Raw genomic sequence first — 14,646 nt, forward strand, 5'->3', positions numbered from 1 at the left:
GTCACCATCGTGTGCGGCACGGCAGTGCCAGCATCCGCGCCGCGACGCGGCGGCGGCCCGTATGGTCAGGGTGTGGTCATCGACGTGCGGCGAGGCGTTGAGTTGGGGGTTCAGGATGAGCTCGCCCTCGTAGCCGTCCCAACACCGAAACCCCCGCCCGGGACCGCGTTCCCACCCCGGCGACTGACCCTGCGGGGCGTTCCCGTGTTTGAGCTCGCCCTGTGGTGCGGGACGTGTCCGGCAATCTTCCAGAGGCTGAGCGAGCCCGAGAACGCCGAGCTGGGTCTCGTCAACGCACGGCTCAACACCGGCCTGCACGACATCGACGACGAAGTACTCCGGGTCTACGGGCAGGCCCTGCCCGCGTCCCGTTATACGGCGATCTTGCTCGAAGTGGTGCCGGAGCTCGTCACGCCCGGGGACCCCTCCGACTACTTCAGCCACGAGCAAGTCGCTACCTGGGGTGTCGACCCAGTTCTCGGCGTGCCTGAGAGCCCGGGCTCGCTCTACTACCGAACCTTCGAGACGCCGATGGGCAATCAGGCGCATCTCTACGAGTTCGTCGTTCCCATGGTTCCTCCCGCGTGGAACGAGAGCGGGCGTCTCGCTGCGTACGGGGCGAGCGGCGCGACGCTGCCTACGGCTGTGGCGTACTCGCTGCTCGATGTGGTCCAGCCCGCGATGGAGGAGGGTGATGACTACTACGAGCACTGGGTGCTCAGCCACTTCTTGCTCGACGGTCACCACAAGATTGAAGCCGCGTCGGCCGCTGGACGTCCGGTCCGCCTGCTTAGCCTCATCGACGAGCGCATCAGCATTGGGTCGCCGGAAGACATCGCCACGGCCGTCAAGGCTAGGTCGAACGCGCGCCAAGCACGAGGTTGACGGCCACCGACAATTCAAGGATCCCCCCGCAAGGCTGCCTGCGCGCGGCTATCTCCGACCTGCGTCCTATCGCCGCGAGAGCGGCTGTCCCACACCGCCGCGAGAGCGGCTGTCCCACACCGCCGCGAGAGCGGCTGTCCCACACCGCCGCGAGTGCGGCTCACCCACTCCGTCGCCAGTCGACCGCCCGGTGAGCACATCGAGCCAGCCGGGTGGACAGCGGCTTGGCACGCCGGCTCGAGAGGTACCACTAGACCCTCATGAAGGGTATAAACTACATAAGCGACCGCCGCAATAGGTAGTTTAGACCGTCTGTGAGGGCTTCTAGTGCACTCGTTCGCCGACCTGGACCGAGTCCTCGGTGCTGTGCCAGCGCCCGTGGTCATGACGTTGCGCGACGTCGACCGGGGCCAAGGCAGCGAGGGGCTGTACCTCCACCAGGTGCCCGACCTACTGACGGGGCTGGCCAACCGCGCTCGGGTCGCGAGCATCACTGCGTCGTCTGCCCTTGAGGGCGTCGTCGTCAGGAACCGCAGCCGTGCGGCCGCCATCATCGCCAACAAGCCGATCGAGCTGCGCACCCGCAGCGAACAAGAACTCGCCGGCTACCGCGCTGCCCTCGACTACCTCTTCGCCGAGGACTGGCGCCCCCTGAACGTCGGCCTGCTCCTTCACCTGCACCGACTGCTTTTCGCGGACACCCGGACCACCGGTGGGACCTTCAAGCAGAACGACAACCTTGTCGTCGACCGGTCTCCCGACGGGGTCCAAACCGTCCGGTTCAAGCCCGTCCCTGCAGCTCGCACCCAGGACTACGTTGCTGACCTCATCGACCGCTACGCCGATGCCGTCAAGGCAAACCAACACCATCCAGTGCTCCTCGTCGGAATATTCGTCTTGGATCTACTCATCATCCACCCGTTCGACGACGGCAATGGTCGGGTGGCGCGCGCACTGACGAACGCCCTTCTCGCCGAAGCCGGGTATGGAGTGGGCCGCTTCGTGTCGCTCGAACAGCTCATCGCCGAATCCGTCGACGACTACTACCAGGCGTTGCTCGACTCAACCCACGACTGGAACGACCACGCCAACGACCCGTGGCCCTGGCTCGCGTACTTCAGCACACTCCTCGCTCGCGGCTACACCCGATTCGCTGAGGGGGTGGCCGCCGATAGGTCTGGAGGCACGAAATCGGAACGCGTCCGTGAGCACGTCCTGAGGCATGGGGCGCCCCTCTTTGCGATCTCCGACATCAGGGCCGCGCTACCCGGAATCAGCGACCCCACCATCCGACTCGTCCTCAATGAGCTGAAGGACGAAGGACGCCTCAAGCCGCAGGGCACAGGACGCTCAGCCGTGTGGCTGCGTGTGACAACGTAGGTGCCCCTTGGAGGTTGGCGCCGGTTGAAACCTGCGTCTATCCGCCGCGAGTGCGGCTAACCCACACCGCCGCGAGTGCGGCTGTCCCACACCGCCGCGAGTGCGGCTGTCCCACACCGCCGCGAGTGGTACTCCCACATCGCGGCCGTTGCCGTCACCTGGGTCGGTAGGCGTCGCGCCAATGCTCGATACGGAGGACCACGACTTCCCGTGTGACCTCGTTGACCCGGTAGAGCACGCGGTAGGTGCCTCGGCGTGCGGCGAGGATGCCCTCGAGGTCGCCGCGCAGCTGTTTGCCCACTCGGTGGGGATTGTCGACGCGGGCGCCGGTGAGGAACTCGATGACGGCCGCCGACACCCCCTCAGGCAGGCCAGACTGGATGGCCCGGGTCGCTGGAGGGGTCAGGACCAGCTCGTAGTTGCTGTCGCTCACGACCGCAGCGCGCGCACGGCCTCGGAGCCGCGAACGACGTCACCGGCGGCATATGCCGCGTCGGCTTCGCGGATGTCGGCGAGGGCGTCGGGATCACTCAGGACCGCGAGGGTTTCTTCCAGTTCCTCCAGGTCGGCCGGGCTGATGATCACGGCGACGGGACGCCCGTTGCGTGTCACCGTGACGCGCTCGTGCTCGTGCTCGACGCGGTCCACGACCTCGCTGAAGTGGTTGCGGACGTCGCGCAGGGGCTCAACAGACATGGACACAATTGTGGCGTCCGCGACGCCTGGGCGCAAGAGCCATCACCGCCCTGTCCTTGGCATGAGTGCGGGGAGCTGCCGGCCGCTGCACACCGCCGCGAGTGCGGCTATCCCACACCGCCGCGAGAGCGGCTATCCCACACCGCCGCGAGTGCAGCCTTTCGATACCCCCGCGAGGGTGGCCGTTGTACACACGCGAGGGCGACCGTTACACCGCCGTGGGGCCTGGGCGGCCGTCCCCTTCCACCACGAGGGCGGGCCGTCCCTTCCGGCGGGTAAGGAGCGTGTCACTCGGCCAGGCTGACCCCGTGGTTTGGGGGCGGCTTCGAGGTGACTTTCGGCGCCCACAACGTCAGGTGGCCCAGCCTCGAACTCGTGGGTGACGTTCCGTGGATGTTCCGTGAGAGGACCTAAAACGCTGGCAATAAGAGTCAGCTGGTGTCATCCACTGAAGAACCGGGATTCGTTGCGTCACAGCTTGATTCGAGCATTGCGGCAGGTCATGTACCGGCCCAGACTTCGATCTGATTTGATCTCCTAAAGCGGGTGTCGCAAGTTCGAATCTTGCCGGGGGCACACACCAGTCCATACTGGCGGCGGTCTGGAACATTCTCCGCGCCTGGCCGCAGCCGCTGAGGCTCAGGTGCCTAGACCGGCCGCTATCTCGAGGCGGTCGAGGCCATCTGAGGCGAGCTCTACCGCTATGGCGACCGGGTCGACCCGACAGCGTCCCACCATGTCACGAAGGCGCTTCAGGTCCTTGTGGCCCAGTTGCGCGCCTTGGAAGTCGCGCCGTTCCAGGAGGGCGGCCAGCATCACGAAGTCCTGGCGGTGCCGGCCCCGTGCCGCGTCCCCGACGGCGGTGTGTGCCGCAGCCTTCATGACCAGCGCTCCGACCAGGTTCGGGCGCACGACTGTGCCCGTCCTGCCGTCCACCACGACACGCACCGTCTCGCTGCGGTGCAACGCCTGGGTGCCACCGGGTGTGGACAGGCTCGGTGCGCCTCCGGCCCCGGATCGTCGTGAGGCGCGTTCCCCCACGCCGTCCGGTAGCAGGACGTCGAGCTGCGCAGCATCTCGACGCCACCGGTGCTGCAGCCCATCCCCTGAGGTGTCCGGGGTGAACCCCAGACCGAGCAGGGCCCGGGTGAACGTCTCGAGCATGCCCGGAGCGGCGCGCACGTCGACGACCGTGTCGACGTCGTCCGTGGGCCGTCCCGGCGACGAGCCACGCTCGGCGCAGTGCAGATGCACCATCTGCCCACCGACCAGCGTCCACCCCTTCGAGACCTGCTCGTACACGTCCATCAACCCGTGCCACGACGCGGACTGCGCGGCGGACATCACCGGCATCGACACCGGGCCCACCCCACGAATCTCAGGCCCCGCCATCGACCCGCCCCGTCTCATCCACGTCGGGCTTCCGCGCTCGCCCGCTCGCGGCCACCGACTGGGCCACACGCTTGCTCACCGTGCGCAGGACCTGCGCTGCCTTCAGTTGCTCGCGCGGGGTCCGGTGCTCGGCCAGGTCCACCGCCAGCAGCAGCCCCCCACCAACCAGAACGGCGCGGGAGACCTCGCGCGGCACGCGCCCACTGTCGCGCACGTGCAGGATCACGTTCCCCTCGCGTGTGGACGCGGAGGACGAGGGGGACACGGGAGACACGGGCACGAGGAGGAACTCGGCCACCAGATCGGGCAGCTCGTCATCAGCGACGTACCCCTCCACCAGGTCGGCCGACGCCAGACCCGACTCCGGCAGCGACACCCCCGCCAGGTCGACCCTGGCGTCGGCACGCAGGTCCGCCAGGTCAGCGGGTGCTACCCGGTACACCACCCGGTCCGCCCGCCGCCGGAACATCAGACGCAGGTCCGCGGCCAGCTCAGCCACCGTCTCCTCCGCAGCCGCGTCGCCCAGCTCAGCGGCTCGGGCTCGAGCTGCCAGGTCCCGCAGACGGGCCCGCGCCCGGAAACGCGCGGTCGGAGTCAGCGCGCGGACGGCGTCGCTGAGTGTCTGCCCGCACTCCGCACCACCGACTTGCGCCGGTCCCATCTGCGCTGACCCGTTCTTGTCCGCCTCCGTCCCGGTGGCATGGGCCGCCGCAGCCATGACGAGCACCGCCCAAACGGACGCCGGCGACAGCGGACGACCAGCGCCCCGGCGGTCCAGCCCGCTCACGGCCTGCTCCTCGATGACCCACTGCGATCCCACCCGCTGCGCCGGCAGCGACCCATCGGCAATGCGCTGGTGGACCCGCTGGACCCCAACGCCCAGCCGCCGAGACGCCTCAGACACGCTCATACTCGTCATTGCACAACTCTAGAAGATCCTCTAGGTTTTAGGCAATACCCTTTGGGTCAGCGCGTGACTCGTCGTGCACGCCATCAGGGGAAAGGAAGTGCGTGTCCATCGTGTCCGACGGCGGGGCAGCGCAGGGACAGATCCGGGACAGATCCGGGCCATGGTCACGCGCCGGTCTCCCGGGTCCCTTCCCGAGCGCAACGGCATCCTGCGCGCCATGGGTGTCCTCGTGGGGCCCGGGTGAGGCGAAGAGTCGCTCCCCAAGTTCGCGGGTCCCCCTCCCGGGCGCTTCGTGACCCCCGCCGCACAGGACCATCTTGGCGGGCTATCCCAGGCGGCTACCCCACGTCGGCGCGACGGCAACACCCCGTGACAGCCCCAGAACCCACGGGCCTCAGTCTGCCCACGATGTCGCACAACGACGCCATGTTGTCGGCCCAAGACCTCAGCGTCCAGTCCGGCGGGATTGCCCGATCTGCGTCGCAACAAGACCACCGACCAGATGAGCCCCGCATAGCCGAACGGCCAGTTATCGTCGACGCCTCCGACCCTGTCATGACCCTTTTGGTATGATTTGTGTATGTAGTGGGCCTGTTACCCCCTCCAGACATGGGGGTCCGCGAGGGCTTCACCCCTATAACGGAGGCCCTGCGTTGCTACGAACTTGTTGGAAATTCCGGAGCGCCATGTCGCCCCATTCTCGTGCGCTCGTCATCGGTTCGGGCCTCGTGGCGCTCGTTGCGGCCATGGACGTGGCGTTGCCATGGCCGCTAAAAATCATCGTCGACGACATTCTCAAAAAACCCACGAATGCGAACAGTGACGCGATCCTCAACCGCCTTGGGCTCTCGACTCTCGGCCGACCTGCGCTCTTGGGTTTGTGTCTTGCCTCCCTAGTGGGCTTCACCGTCCTCAACGCCGTGGCGACGTACTGGGGAAGCCGAGTCTTGGGTGGTGTCGGTGAGCGGGTGACCGCCGCGATCCGAGCCGAGGTCTTCACCCACCTGCAGCGGTTGTCGTTATCCTTTCATGACCGGCAGCGCCTTGGTGACCTCCTCACCCGCACCACGACGGACGTCGACTACGTCCAGGGTCTTTTGGTCTCGTCGCTGTCGGTCCTGGTTCCTAACGTGCTTGTCCTTGCCTTCATCACGACGATCTGTTTTATCGTCGACCCGACCTTCGCGTTGATCGCGCTGGCCGTGGCACCATTGCTGTTCGGAACCGTGGTCCTGTATCGACGCCGCATCAAGGCAGCCTCACGGGCGGCCCGAAGCAAAGACAGCGACATCGCGTCCACGGTCAGCGAAACGTTCTCCTCGGTGCGGGTGATGCAGTCCTATAATACCGAGGGCCGACATGAGGCCGGTTTCCGTTTCCGGAACCTCGCCCGCATGGATGCTGGTCTACGAGTCGTCCAGCTCCAGTCTGCGCTCTCACCCTTGGTGGATGTCATCGTCGCAGCCGGCACTGTGCTGGTGTTATGGGTGGGCGCTCAACGGGTGCTCGCCGACACGATGAGCCTCGGGCTGCTCCTGGTGTTCTTGGCCTACCTCAAGGCGCTGTATGACCCGATGAAAGCTCTGGCCAAGCTCACGACGGTCATCAGCAGAGGCCAGGCCAGTGCTGAACGCCTCAGCCAAATTCTCGACACGGCCCCTATGGTCGTCGACCTTCCCTCGGCACGGCCGGCGCCCGCCCTCACCGGGGCGGTCCGCCTGCGCGGAGTCAGCTTCGGTTACGACGCCGACAGTGCGGTACTCAGCGACGTTGACCTTCATGCGCAGCCAGGTGAGGTAATCGCCATCACCGGACCGACCGGTGCCGGGAAATCCTCCATCATCAGCCTGATCCCCCGCCTCTACGACGTCACACAAGGCGCCGTCCTCCTGGACGGCATCGATATCAGAGATCTGCAGTTGGCTACCGTCCGCAAACAAATCTCCCTCGTGCTGCAGGACTCCATCCTTTTTTGCGGCACGATCTACGAGAACATCGCCTACGGCGCGGAGAACGTGACCCGTGATCAAGTACTCACGGCCGCTCGCGCCGCCCACGTCGAGGAGTTTGTGCGGAACCTCCCCCTCGGCTACGACACCCCTGTCGCGGAACGCGGCACGAGTCTTTCTGGCGGCCAGCGACAACGGATCGCGATCGCGCGCGCCTTCGTCCGAGACACCCCGATCGTCCTCCTCGACGAGCCCACGTCCGGCCTGGACGCCATCTCCGAGCAGTACGTCATGCGGGGCCTGGACCGGCTGATGAAGGGACGCACCGTGTTCATCATCGCCCACCGCCTGTCGACCTTGCGGCGCGCCGACAGGATCTATGTCATCGACAACGGGAGGGTCGTCGAGACCGGCCGGCACGACGAGCTGGTCCAGGCCGGCAGGCTCTACAGCCGGCTCGACCGTCTCCAACACGTCACCCCGAACGAACCCATCCCCTCGCTGAGGTTGTTGCCCACCGTGACGGAGGCCAGCGGATGAAGGCTCCATCCCCGAACGTCAGTGCTGGTGCGCTGCCATGGCGCGTCGACTCCGCCGGCGAGCCCCAGGTCCTGCTCGTTCACCGACGCAAACCGGGCGACTGGGCAATCCCGAAGGGCAACCTCGATCTCGGAGAGTCAGCCCCGGCCTGCGCCACCAGAGAACTGCGCGAGGAGACCGGCCTCGGCTGCCGCCTGAGCTGGACACTGCCCACCCTCGAATACCTCACCCGATCCGGCGAAGCGAAAACCACCTACTACTGGGCCGTCACACCGACCCGAGGAAAGTTTCGCGCCAACAAAGAGATCGACGGAGTCCGCTGGTTTGACCTGCCCGAGGCCGCCGCCATCCTCACCAAACCCAGGGAACGAGCCATCCCCCTCGCTCTTGCCGCGCTGCTGCACGCAGAACTCAAGGTGACCCCGAAGCGACGGCCGCGGCCCGTCCTGCTCGTGCGAGGCGCAGCGGCTACCCCCCGAGGACGGTGGCCGCTCAACGACACCACGCGACCACTCACGGCCGACGGCGAACAGGTCGCGCGGTCGCTCACCAGCCTATCCTCCCTGTTCCAGATCGACCGCGTACTGTCCGCCCCCGCGCGACGATGTGTCGACACCATCGGCCCGTTGGCCGACCGGCAGTCCCTGGCCATCGAGGTCCATGACTCGTTGAGTGACGGTCGCCTGCCCGACAGCCTGGACCTTGTCGATCGAGCCCGAGGCAGAGGCACCGTGATCTGCACCCACGAAGATGTGATCAGCGCCATCCTTCGGCGTCTCGCGGTCAGAGAGAACATTCGATTGGACCCAGACATCGGGAACCGACGCGGATCCGCGTGGGTACTCACCGGCAGCCGTCACCGCTACACGGGCGCCCACTACCTGCCCATGCCCGAGATCCTGGCCAGGGCTGCTACGGAAGCGCTCCAACCGGACGACTCAACAACGACTTCCCGGGATGCCGCCTGAGCACTCGGTCGCCCCCCAGCGGGACCCGCCCAGACCTTCTGAGCGGACACGGGGCCAGACCGCCACGGCAGTCCCCTGTCCGGCAGTCCGGCAGTCCGGCAGTCCGGCAGTCCGGCAGTCCGGCAGTCCGGCAGTCCGGCAGTCCGGCAGTCCGGCAGTCCGGCAGTCCGGCAGTCCGGCAGTCCGGCAGTCCGGCAGTCCGGCAGTCCGGCAGTCCGGCAGTCCGGCAGTCCGGCAGTCCGGCAGTCCGGCAGTCCGGCAGTCCGGCAGTCCGGCAGTCCGGCAGTCCGGCAGTCCGGCAGTCCGGCAGTGAAGTCTGGTGACTGAGCACAATGCGGACGGTGCGTGTTGGCCAGACACGAGTCCCGGACCCCCGTCTGATCGCCCCGCTCCCCGCGTGTCATCCCGGCTCCCACCTCAGGCCCCCTGAGCCGGGTTCGGAGGTTAGGGGGTGAGCTGGCTGATCCGTGTGGACCAGTTGCGGACCAGTTGCCGAGTGCCGTCCGGGTGCCCGGCCCGTGGTTGGGCCCGGCGCAGGTGCCGAGGACGTTGTCTCCGGTTCCGCTGGCGAAGAAGGGACCACCCAGATAGGGAAGTCGCAAGCGTGGGCGATGTATTCGCTGGCGATCCATACGGATTTGCCATCCACAGCAGCGGCGCCGTATTCGCCCCACCGGGTGCGGGGTGGGTTGCCGACCTGGGCTTGGTATCCGGTGAAGCCGTCATGGGTTGCGGCCCCTTGGCCACCCGGGCCTGCGATCGACCATGGTCCGGCTCCTACGACGGCGTCGATGGGGGCGTAGGCGGCGCTGGGGTAAACGCTGTCACTGGTGTAGGTGAAGCCCATAACGCCGCGCCCGGAGGGGGTAACGGCGATGGCGGGGTAGGTCAGGTCGGCCCCGGCGACGCCGAGGTACCCCTGGAGCGCCATCTTCGCGGCGAGTGTCCCGGTGGAGACATCGGGTTTGACGACGTACCAGGCCAGGCCAGCGCGCTGGGGTCCACCGTCGGGATTCAACGCGGTGTCCAGCGCGCCCCAAAGCTTGCCGTTGGCGTACGTCACCTGCTGCATCCGGGTGTCGTTGCTGTCGGGGCGCGAGATGACCTCGTTGTGGGCGGGTTCGCCGCCGACCAGCAGCCGCCAACAGCCGAGCTGCCCGGTGAACAACACGGTGGCGGTGTCGTTGATGCAGCGCCCTTGAGGGGTGGCGGTGGTGGGAGCCGTTCCCGAACCGGGTTGCTGCTGTGTGGGCGGTACTGCGTACTGATTTGCGCCGATGACCTGGTTGGTCAGACTCAGCAACGGTGAGGCGGTGTTCAGCGAGGAGGTATTCGTCAGCGCCCACACGACGATCTGGCGGGAGGTGTGGTCCCCGCCGACCCCGGCCACCGGTCGCTTCGCCTCGTCGGCAGCGTTCGAGCTCATGAGGTACTCGGTGCCGTTCGCGGCTGCTTCGAACGACCCGGTGCCGGGGGACTGGGCCGGCCAGACCGTGAAGCCCGGCTGGCTCGCGCCGACGTCGCTGGGAACTGCGACGGTGCCGAAGGTGTTCACATGAACGAGGTTCACGTTCGCTGCGCCCGCGGCCAGCTGGGCCTTGGACAGGGCGTAGATCTGTGCCCCGTCGAACCCGCTGCCGGCCCACGGGTAGGCGTTGGTGGTGACGTAGAAACCGTTGGCGTCGGCCCCGATGTGGGGGTAGTCGCCGAGGCACGGGCAGGCGTTGGCCGGGTCGGGGTTCGACCCGTCACCGGTGACGTCCAGCCGGTAGATGTTCCACGATCCAGTCGGGTTCGAGGTCTGGCTGACAGCGATATCGAGGTGGTTCGCGAGGGTGAACGATCCGTTGGGGTTCGTCTCCAAGGTCAGCGCGGTGACGAAGAACCGCTGCGTCACTGCGTCGTACAGACAGCTGGGGTCGGTCACGAACTGTGCCCGGACTCCGGTCGTGCGGTTGATCGCGGGAGCGTACCCGTAGAAGGAGTTCAGGTCGACGGCATGGTTCACATCGCGCGGGAACCCGGCGACGACGTTGACTGCGGTGTTGTCCGGGAGTACGGACTGCCCCGACGGGCTGTACACGTTGAGGACGTCGTTCACGGCCTCGAGAACGAACCCGTTGCCCACACACAGTGCCTGGTCCGGGGGCTCGACGGTGAACTGGTTGCCTCCGCGGGCGAACCGCTGCTGGTACAGGTTCAGCCCCTCGAAGCTCGACCCGAGCTGAGGCGCGGACTTGGCCTTCTGCCCGCTGTGGACCGTGACCCCCGGCCCGCTGCCGCCCGAGTTGCTCCGATTGACGATCGAACCCGAATATGGGGCAGGGCCCTGAGCCGAATCCAGCTGCCCGGGAAACTCCACCTGGGTGATGTCTCCGGCTCCTGCCGGGGCGAAGCTGCCCGTCTGCGCCGACGACGTGCCCGCCAGGCGCAGCGACTGAGCCGCCGCGTTCGCCGGCGCGGCCGGTAACCCGAACGCCGCCAATGCGATCACGCTGGTCAGGGCCCCCAGCGGCACCCTTCGTCAACCACCTGATCGGTATCCGCCGATGTGACGGGACCCCAGGGGGACCCATCCCAACCTTGCACTCCCCCGCGGCCAGACCGCTGCGGCAGGCTGGCAGTCAAGTCTGGTCAGTGGGCGCACCGCCTGAAGTGGTGTTCCCCACCCGACGGTATTCAGGGCCCCTGCTCGCTCCCGGGGTCGGTGGGCCGGACATCTTTGGGTCTTGCGTGTGCGCCGACACTTCGGCGCGTCGGGTGGGCGATTCCCAGGGCTCTACTACTGCGGCAGGACGACGAGTCCGATGACGCCGAGGACGTAAAGCGCGAGCACCGCGATGCTGTCGATGCCGAGGCGGGCGTGCACCTTGGCTGGGCGGAAGACGAGCCCGGCCATGTAGACGATCGTGAGCAGGGCGCCGAGGCCGGTCAGGTAGATGTCGGCGGCGTGCGCGTTCGGCAGCACCGCCTTGCCGGAGACGAGGACGGCGAGCAGGAACAGAACGGGCAGGAACGCGTTGCCGCCGAAGATGTCACCGAAGGCCAGCTTGTAGTCGCCCTGCTTGACCGAGTTCAGTCCGGTGCTGAGCTCAGGCAGGGACGTCGCGGCGGCCAGGACGGTGGCGCCGAAGAGGACCCCCGAGAGCCCCACCTGGTCAGCGGCCGCGGTACCGCTCTCCTCGGCCAGGGCACCGGCGACGAGGGTCGCCACGGCCGCTGCTCCGAAGACGAGGACGACCCGCGTGGTGCTGACACCCTTGCTGGTCGCCTCCGCTGACCTTGTCTTCTGCGAGTGGCCGCGGGGCTTGGGCTGGCTGTCGGGGGCTTCACCGCTGTTGGACCAGGGCAGGTGCGATCCGGCCCGCTGGGTCAGCATGAGCCCGACCACCCAGACCACGGCGATGAGGACGACGTCCGGGGAGAGGCGAGCAACGACGAGGGTCTTGGGCAGCTGGGTGCCCATCACCACGACCACGAGGACCGCCAGGACGATCGCCCCCTCGATGACGAGCGTCAGGCTCGCGGCCTGGTAGGTCAGGGGTCGTCGTTCACGCACGCCGAACGCGTCCAACGCGACGAGGACGACCGTCTGGATGGCGATCCCGCCGAGGATGTTGCTGACCGCCACGTCGAGCTTGCCGCTGGCCGCTGCGCTGTAGGTGATGGCGATCTCGGGCAGGTTGGTGGCCACGGCGAGCAGGATCAGCCCACCGAGCGCCTGGCCGAGGTGGAGCCGGTCGGCCAGGATGTCCGTGTAGTTCGACAACGGGATCCCAGCCACCCAGATCACGGCGGCACTGACCACGAAGATCAGCAGCTCGGCCCACAGGGGCAGGTGCGGCAGAATATTCACGGCCGCAGCATAATGGCGACCGCTCCCCACCCCTCCCCACCCCTCGACGCTGGGCTGCGCTCGGAGTCGCCTGACGCGTTGACCCGCACCTTCGAGGGCACAGCCGAGTTGTCCGGTCAAGTCCGCACCGAGAGTCTTGCCAGACACCCACCTCGCGCCTGGGACTACCGGAAGCGCCACTCAGCTCAGGAGGAGGGGCGAATGGGTAGGTTGCTGAGATGGCCGTGACCCGCGTGCAGCTGCAGAGCGCTGGTGACGAGGGGGAAGTGGCTGAATGCCTGTGGCGTGTTGCCGAGTTGGCGACCAGCCGTGGGGTCCCACTCTTCGCTGAGCAGCCCGACGTCATTGCGTAGGGCCAGAAGTCGCTCAAACAGCTCAGTGGCGTCGCCTTGTTGGCCTGCGAGGTGGAGGGCGTCGACGAGCCAGAACGAGCAGGCCAGGAACAGCCCTTCACCCCCCGTGAGGCCGTCGCCGGAGTCGGTGGTGTTGTAGCGCTTGACGAACCCGTCCTCGGTGAGCCCCTGCTGGATCGCGGTAATGGTGCCCAGCACCCGGGGATCGGTCGGGGGAAGGAAGCCCACGCGCGGGATCATGAGCAGGCTGGCATCCAGGCCGGGCGAGCCGTAGGACTGGGTAAAGGTGTTGCGGTCGGCGTCGTAGCCGTGGGTGAGCACATCGGCGTGGATCGTGTCGCGCAGCGCCTCCCACTGGTCCGCCGGTCCGTGCAGGCCGGGGTTGGTGCGCACGGCAGTGGCCATCCGATCGGCGGCGACCCAGGCCATCACCTTGGAGTGGGTGAAGTGTCGGCGGGCGCCGCGCATCTCCCACAGACCGTTGTCGGGCTGGTCCCAGTTGCCTTCCAGGTGCTCCATCAGGGCCAGCTGCAGGTCCCACGCATCGTCGTCGGCAACGATGCCGGCGTCGCGGGCTAACGCCAGACCGTCCAGCGTCTCGCCCCATACATCGAGCTGGAGCTGGTCTGAGGCGGCGTTACCGGTGCGCACCGGCTTGGAGTTCTCATAGCCGGCGAGCCAGGGCAGCTCGGCCTCGGGCAGGCGACGGGTGCCGTCCAGGGCGTACATGATCTGCAGGTCGGCCGGGTCGCCGGCTACAGCCCGAAGCAGCCATTCGCGCCAGGCTCGCGCCTCGTCCAGGTAGCCGGCGGAGATGAGGGCTTGCAGGGTGTAGGTGGAGTCGCGCAACCAGCAGTAGCGGTAGTCCCAGTTGCGGGGGCCGCCGATCTGCTCCGGCAAGGACGTCGTAGCGGCGGCCACGATTCCCCCGGTGGGGTAGTGAGTCAGCGCCTTCAGCGTGAGTAGCGACCGTTTGACGGCCGCGCGGTAGGGACCGGTCACCGGAGCGCCGCGAGCCGACCACTCGAGCCAGAACGTCAGCGTGTCGCGGAGCGCATCCTCGGCATTCACTGCTTTCGGCGGGGGCTCGTGGCTGGGGTTCCAGGTCAGCACGAACGGAATCCGGTCCCCGGCGCGGACGGTAAACTCCGAAACCGTCGACATCTCCTGACCCCGGGTAGGTGCCGGGGTACGCAGCCGCACGCGGTCGGGGCCGGCGATGGCTTCGGTCCGATCACCGTGATGGCGCACCCAGGGTGTGACCCGGCCGTAGTCGAAACGTAGGCGAAGATCGCCCCGCATCGCCACGCTCCCCTGCACTCCCTCCACGATCCGCACCACATCCGGGGCGTGCCCGCGGGGCGGCATGAAGTCGATCACCCGCACGGTGCCCGAAGGGCTCCGCCACTCCGTTTCCAACACGAGCGTGTCCTCGACGTAGCGGCGGGTCGTGCAAACCGCGCTACCGGCCGGTGCGATCCGCCAGTGCCCGGCATCCGGGGTATCCAGCAGCGCGGCGAAGCACGCCGGGCCATCGAACCTGGGCAGGCACAGCCAGTCGATAGAGCCGGCAGTGCTGACCAGTGCGGCGGTCTGAAGGTCCCCGAGCAGGGCGTAATCCTCAATGCGGCTCATAAACTGATAGTGCCACCGGACATCTGCCGCACCCCGCTGAGTGCGTCGCAGGCTCCCGTGTCACGCTGAGGGCGAGGGTCCG

Annotated in this window: 11 protein-coding genes; 4 read left to right on the forward strand and 7 right to left on the reverse strand. The window is 67.5% G+C overall.

What is annotated here, in order from left to right:
* The first annotated feature begins 72 nt into the window (after positions 1-72).
* A complete protein-coding gene (locus V3N99_06515) occupies positions 73-885 on the forward strand; it encodes a hypothetical protein (GenBank protein ID MEO3936396.1) in 813 nt (270 codons plus the stop codon).
* Positions 886-1,269: 384 nt separating this feature from the next.
* Entirely contained in the window at positions 1,270-2,265 is a 996-nt protein-coding gene (locus tag V3N99_06520) for a Fic family protein (protein ID MEO3936397.1), read from the forward strand.
* Positions 2,266-2,419: 154 nt separating this feature from the next.
* On the opposite strand, the gene V3N99_06525 is transcribed toward V3N99_06520, so the two are convergent.
* The 4 genes from V3N99_06525 to V3N99_06540 form a co-directional block, all read right to left on the reverse strand.
* Complete coding sequence (locus V3N99_06525; GenBank protein ID MEO3936398.1) at positions 2,420-2,698, reverse strand: type II toxin-antitoxin system RelE/ParE family toxin; 279 nt, start codon at positions 2,696-2,698, stop codon at positions 2,420-2,422.
* Complete coding sequence (locus tag V3N99_06530; GenBank protein MEO3936399.1) at positions 2,695-2,961, reverse strand: type II toxin-antitoxin system Phd/YefM family antitoxin; 267 nt, start codon at positions 2,959-2,961, stop codon at positions 2,695-2,697. Before V3N99_06530 ends, V3N99_06525 begins: the two co-directional genes overlap by 4 nt.
* Positions 2,962-3,600: 639 nt before the next feature.
* On the reverse strand, positions 3,601-4,329 hold the full coding sequence (locus tag V3N99_06535) for a hypothetical protein (protein ID MEO3936400.1): 729 nt from the start codon (positions 4,327-4,329) through the stop codon (positions 3,601-3,603).
* A gap of 10 nt (positions 4,330-4,339) precedes the next feature.
* Entirely contained in the window at positions 4,340-5,257 is a 918-nt protein-coding gene (locus V3N99_06540; protein MEO3936401.1) for a helix-turn-helix domain-containing protein, read from the reverse strand.
* A 692-nt stretch (positions 5,258-5,949) separates the two neighbouring features.
* Here V3N99_06540 and V3N99_06545 point away from each other — a divergent pair.
* Complete coding sequence (locus V3N99_06545; GenBank protein MEO3936402.1) at positions 5,950-7,752, forward strand: ABC transporter ATP-binding protein; 1,803 nt, start codon at positions 5,950-5,952, stop codon at positions 7,750-7,752.
* Positions 7,749-8,720, forward strand: coding sequence for an NUDIX domain-containing protein (locus V3N99_06550; protein MEO3936403.1), 972 nt, complete (start codon positions 7,749-7,751; stop codon positions 8,718-8,720). Before V3N99_06545 ends, V3N99_06550 begins: the two co-directional genes overlap by 4 nt.
* A gap of 400 nt (positions 8,721-9,120) precedes the next feature.
* On the opposite strand, the gene V3N99_06555 is transcribed toward V3N99_06550, so the two are convergent.
* The 3 genes from V3N99_06555 to V3N99_06565 form a co-directional block, all read right to left on the reverse strand.
* Entirely contained in the window at positions 9,121-11,238 is a 2,118-nt protein-coding gene (locus V3N99_06555) for a hypothetical protein (GenBank protein ID MEO3936404.1), read from the reverse strand.
* 264 nt (positions 11,239-11,502) lie between these two features.
* Entirely contained in the window at positions 11,503-12,576 is a 1,074-nt protein-coding gene (locus V3N99_06560) for a sodium:calcium antiporter (GenBank protein MEO3936405.1), read from the reverse strand.
* A 185-nt stretch (positions 12,577-12,761) separates the two neighbouring features.
* Complete coding sequence (locus tag V3N99_06565; protein MEO3936406.1) at positions 12,762-14,564, reverse strand: glycoside hydrolase family 15 protein; 1,803 nt, start codon at positions 14,562-14,564, stop codon at positions 12,762-12,764.
* Positions 14,565-14,646: the final 82 nt, after the last annotated feature.

This window comes from Dermatophilaceae bacterium Soc4.6 (assembly GCA_039889245.1).
Taxonomy (GTDB): Bacteria; Actinomycetota; Actinomycetes; order Actinomycetales; family Dermatophilaceae; genus Lapillicoccus.

Excerpts from the sequence above, each read along its gene's own strand:
- V3N99_06520 (MEO3936397.1), top strand. The coding sequence starts at position 1,270 with ATGACGTTGCGCGACGTCGACCGGGGCCAAGGCAGCGAGGGGCTGTAC.
- V3N99_06530 (MEO3936399.1), bottom strand. The coding sequence starts at position 2,961 with ATGTCTGTTGAGCCCCTGCGCGACGTCCGCAACCACTTCAGCGAGGTC.
- V3N99_06545 (MEO3936402.1), top strand. The coding sequence starts at position 5,950 with ATGTCGCCCCATTCTCGTGCGCTCGTCATCGGTTCGGGCCTCGTGGCG.
- V3N99_06550 (MEO3936403.1), top strand. The coding sequence starts at position 7,749 with ATGAAGGCTCCATCCCCGAACGTCAGTGCTGGTGCGCTGCCATGGCGC.
- V3N99_06565 (MEO3936406.1), bottom strand. The coding sequence starts at position 14,564 with ATGAGCCGCATTGAGGATTACGCCCTGCTCGGGGACCTTCAGACCGCC.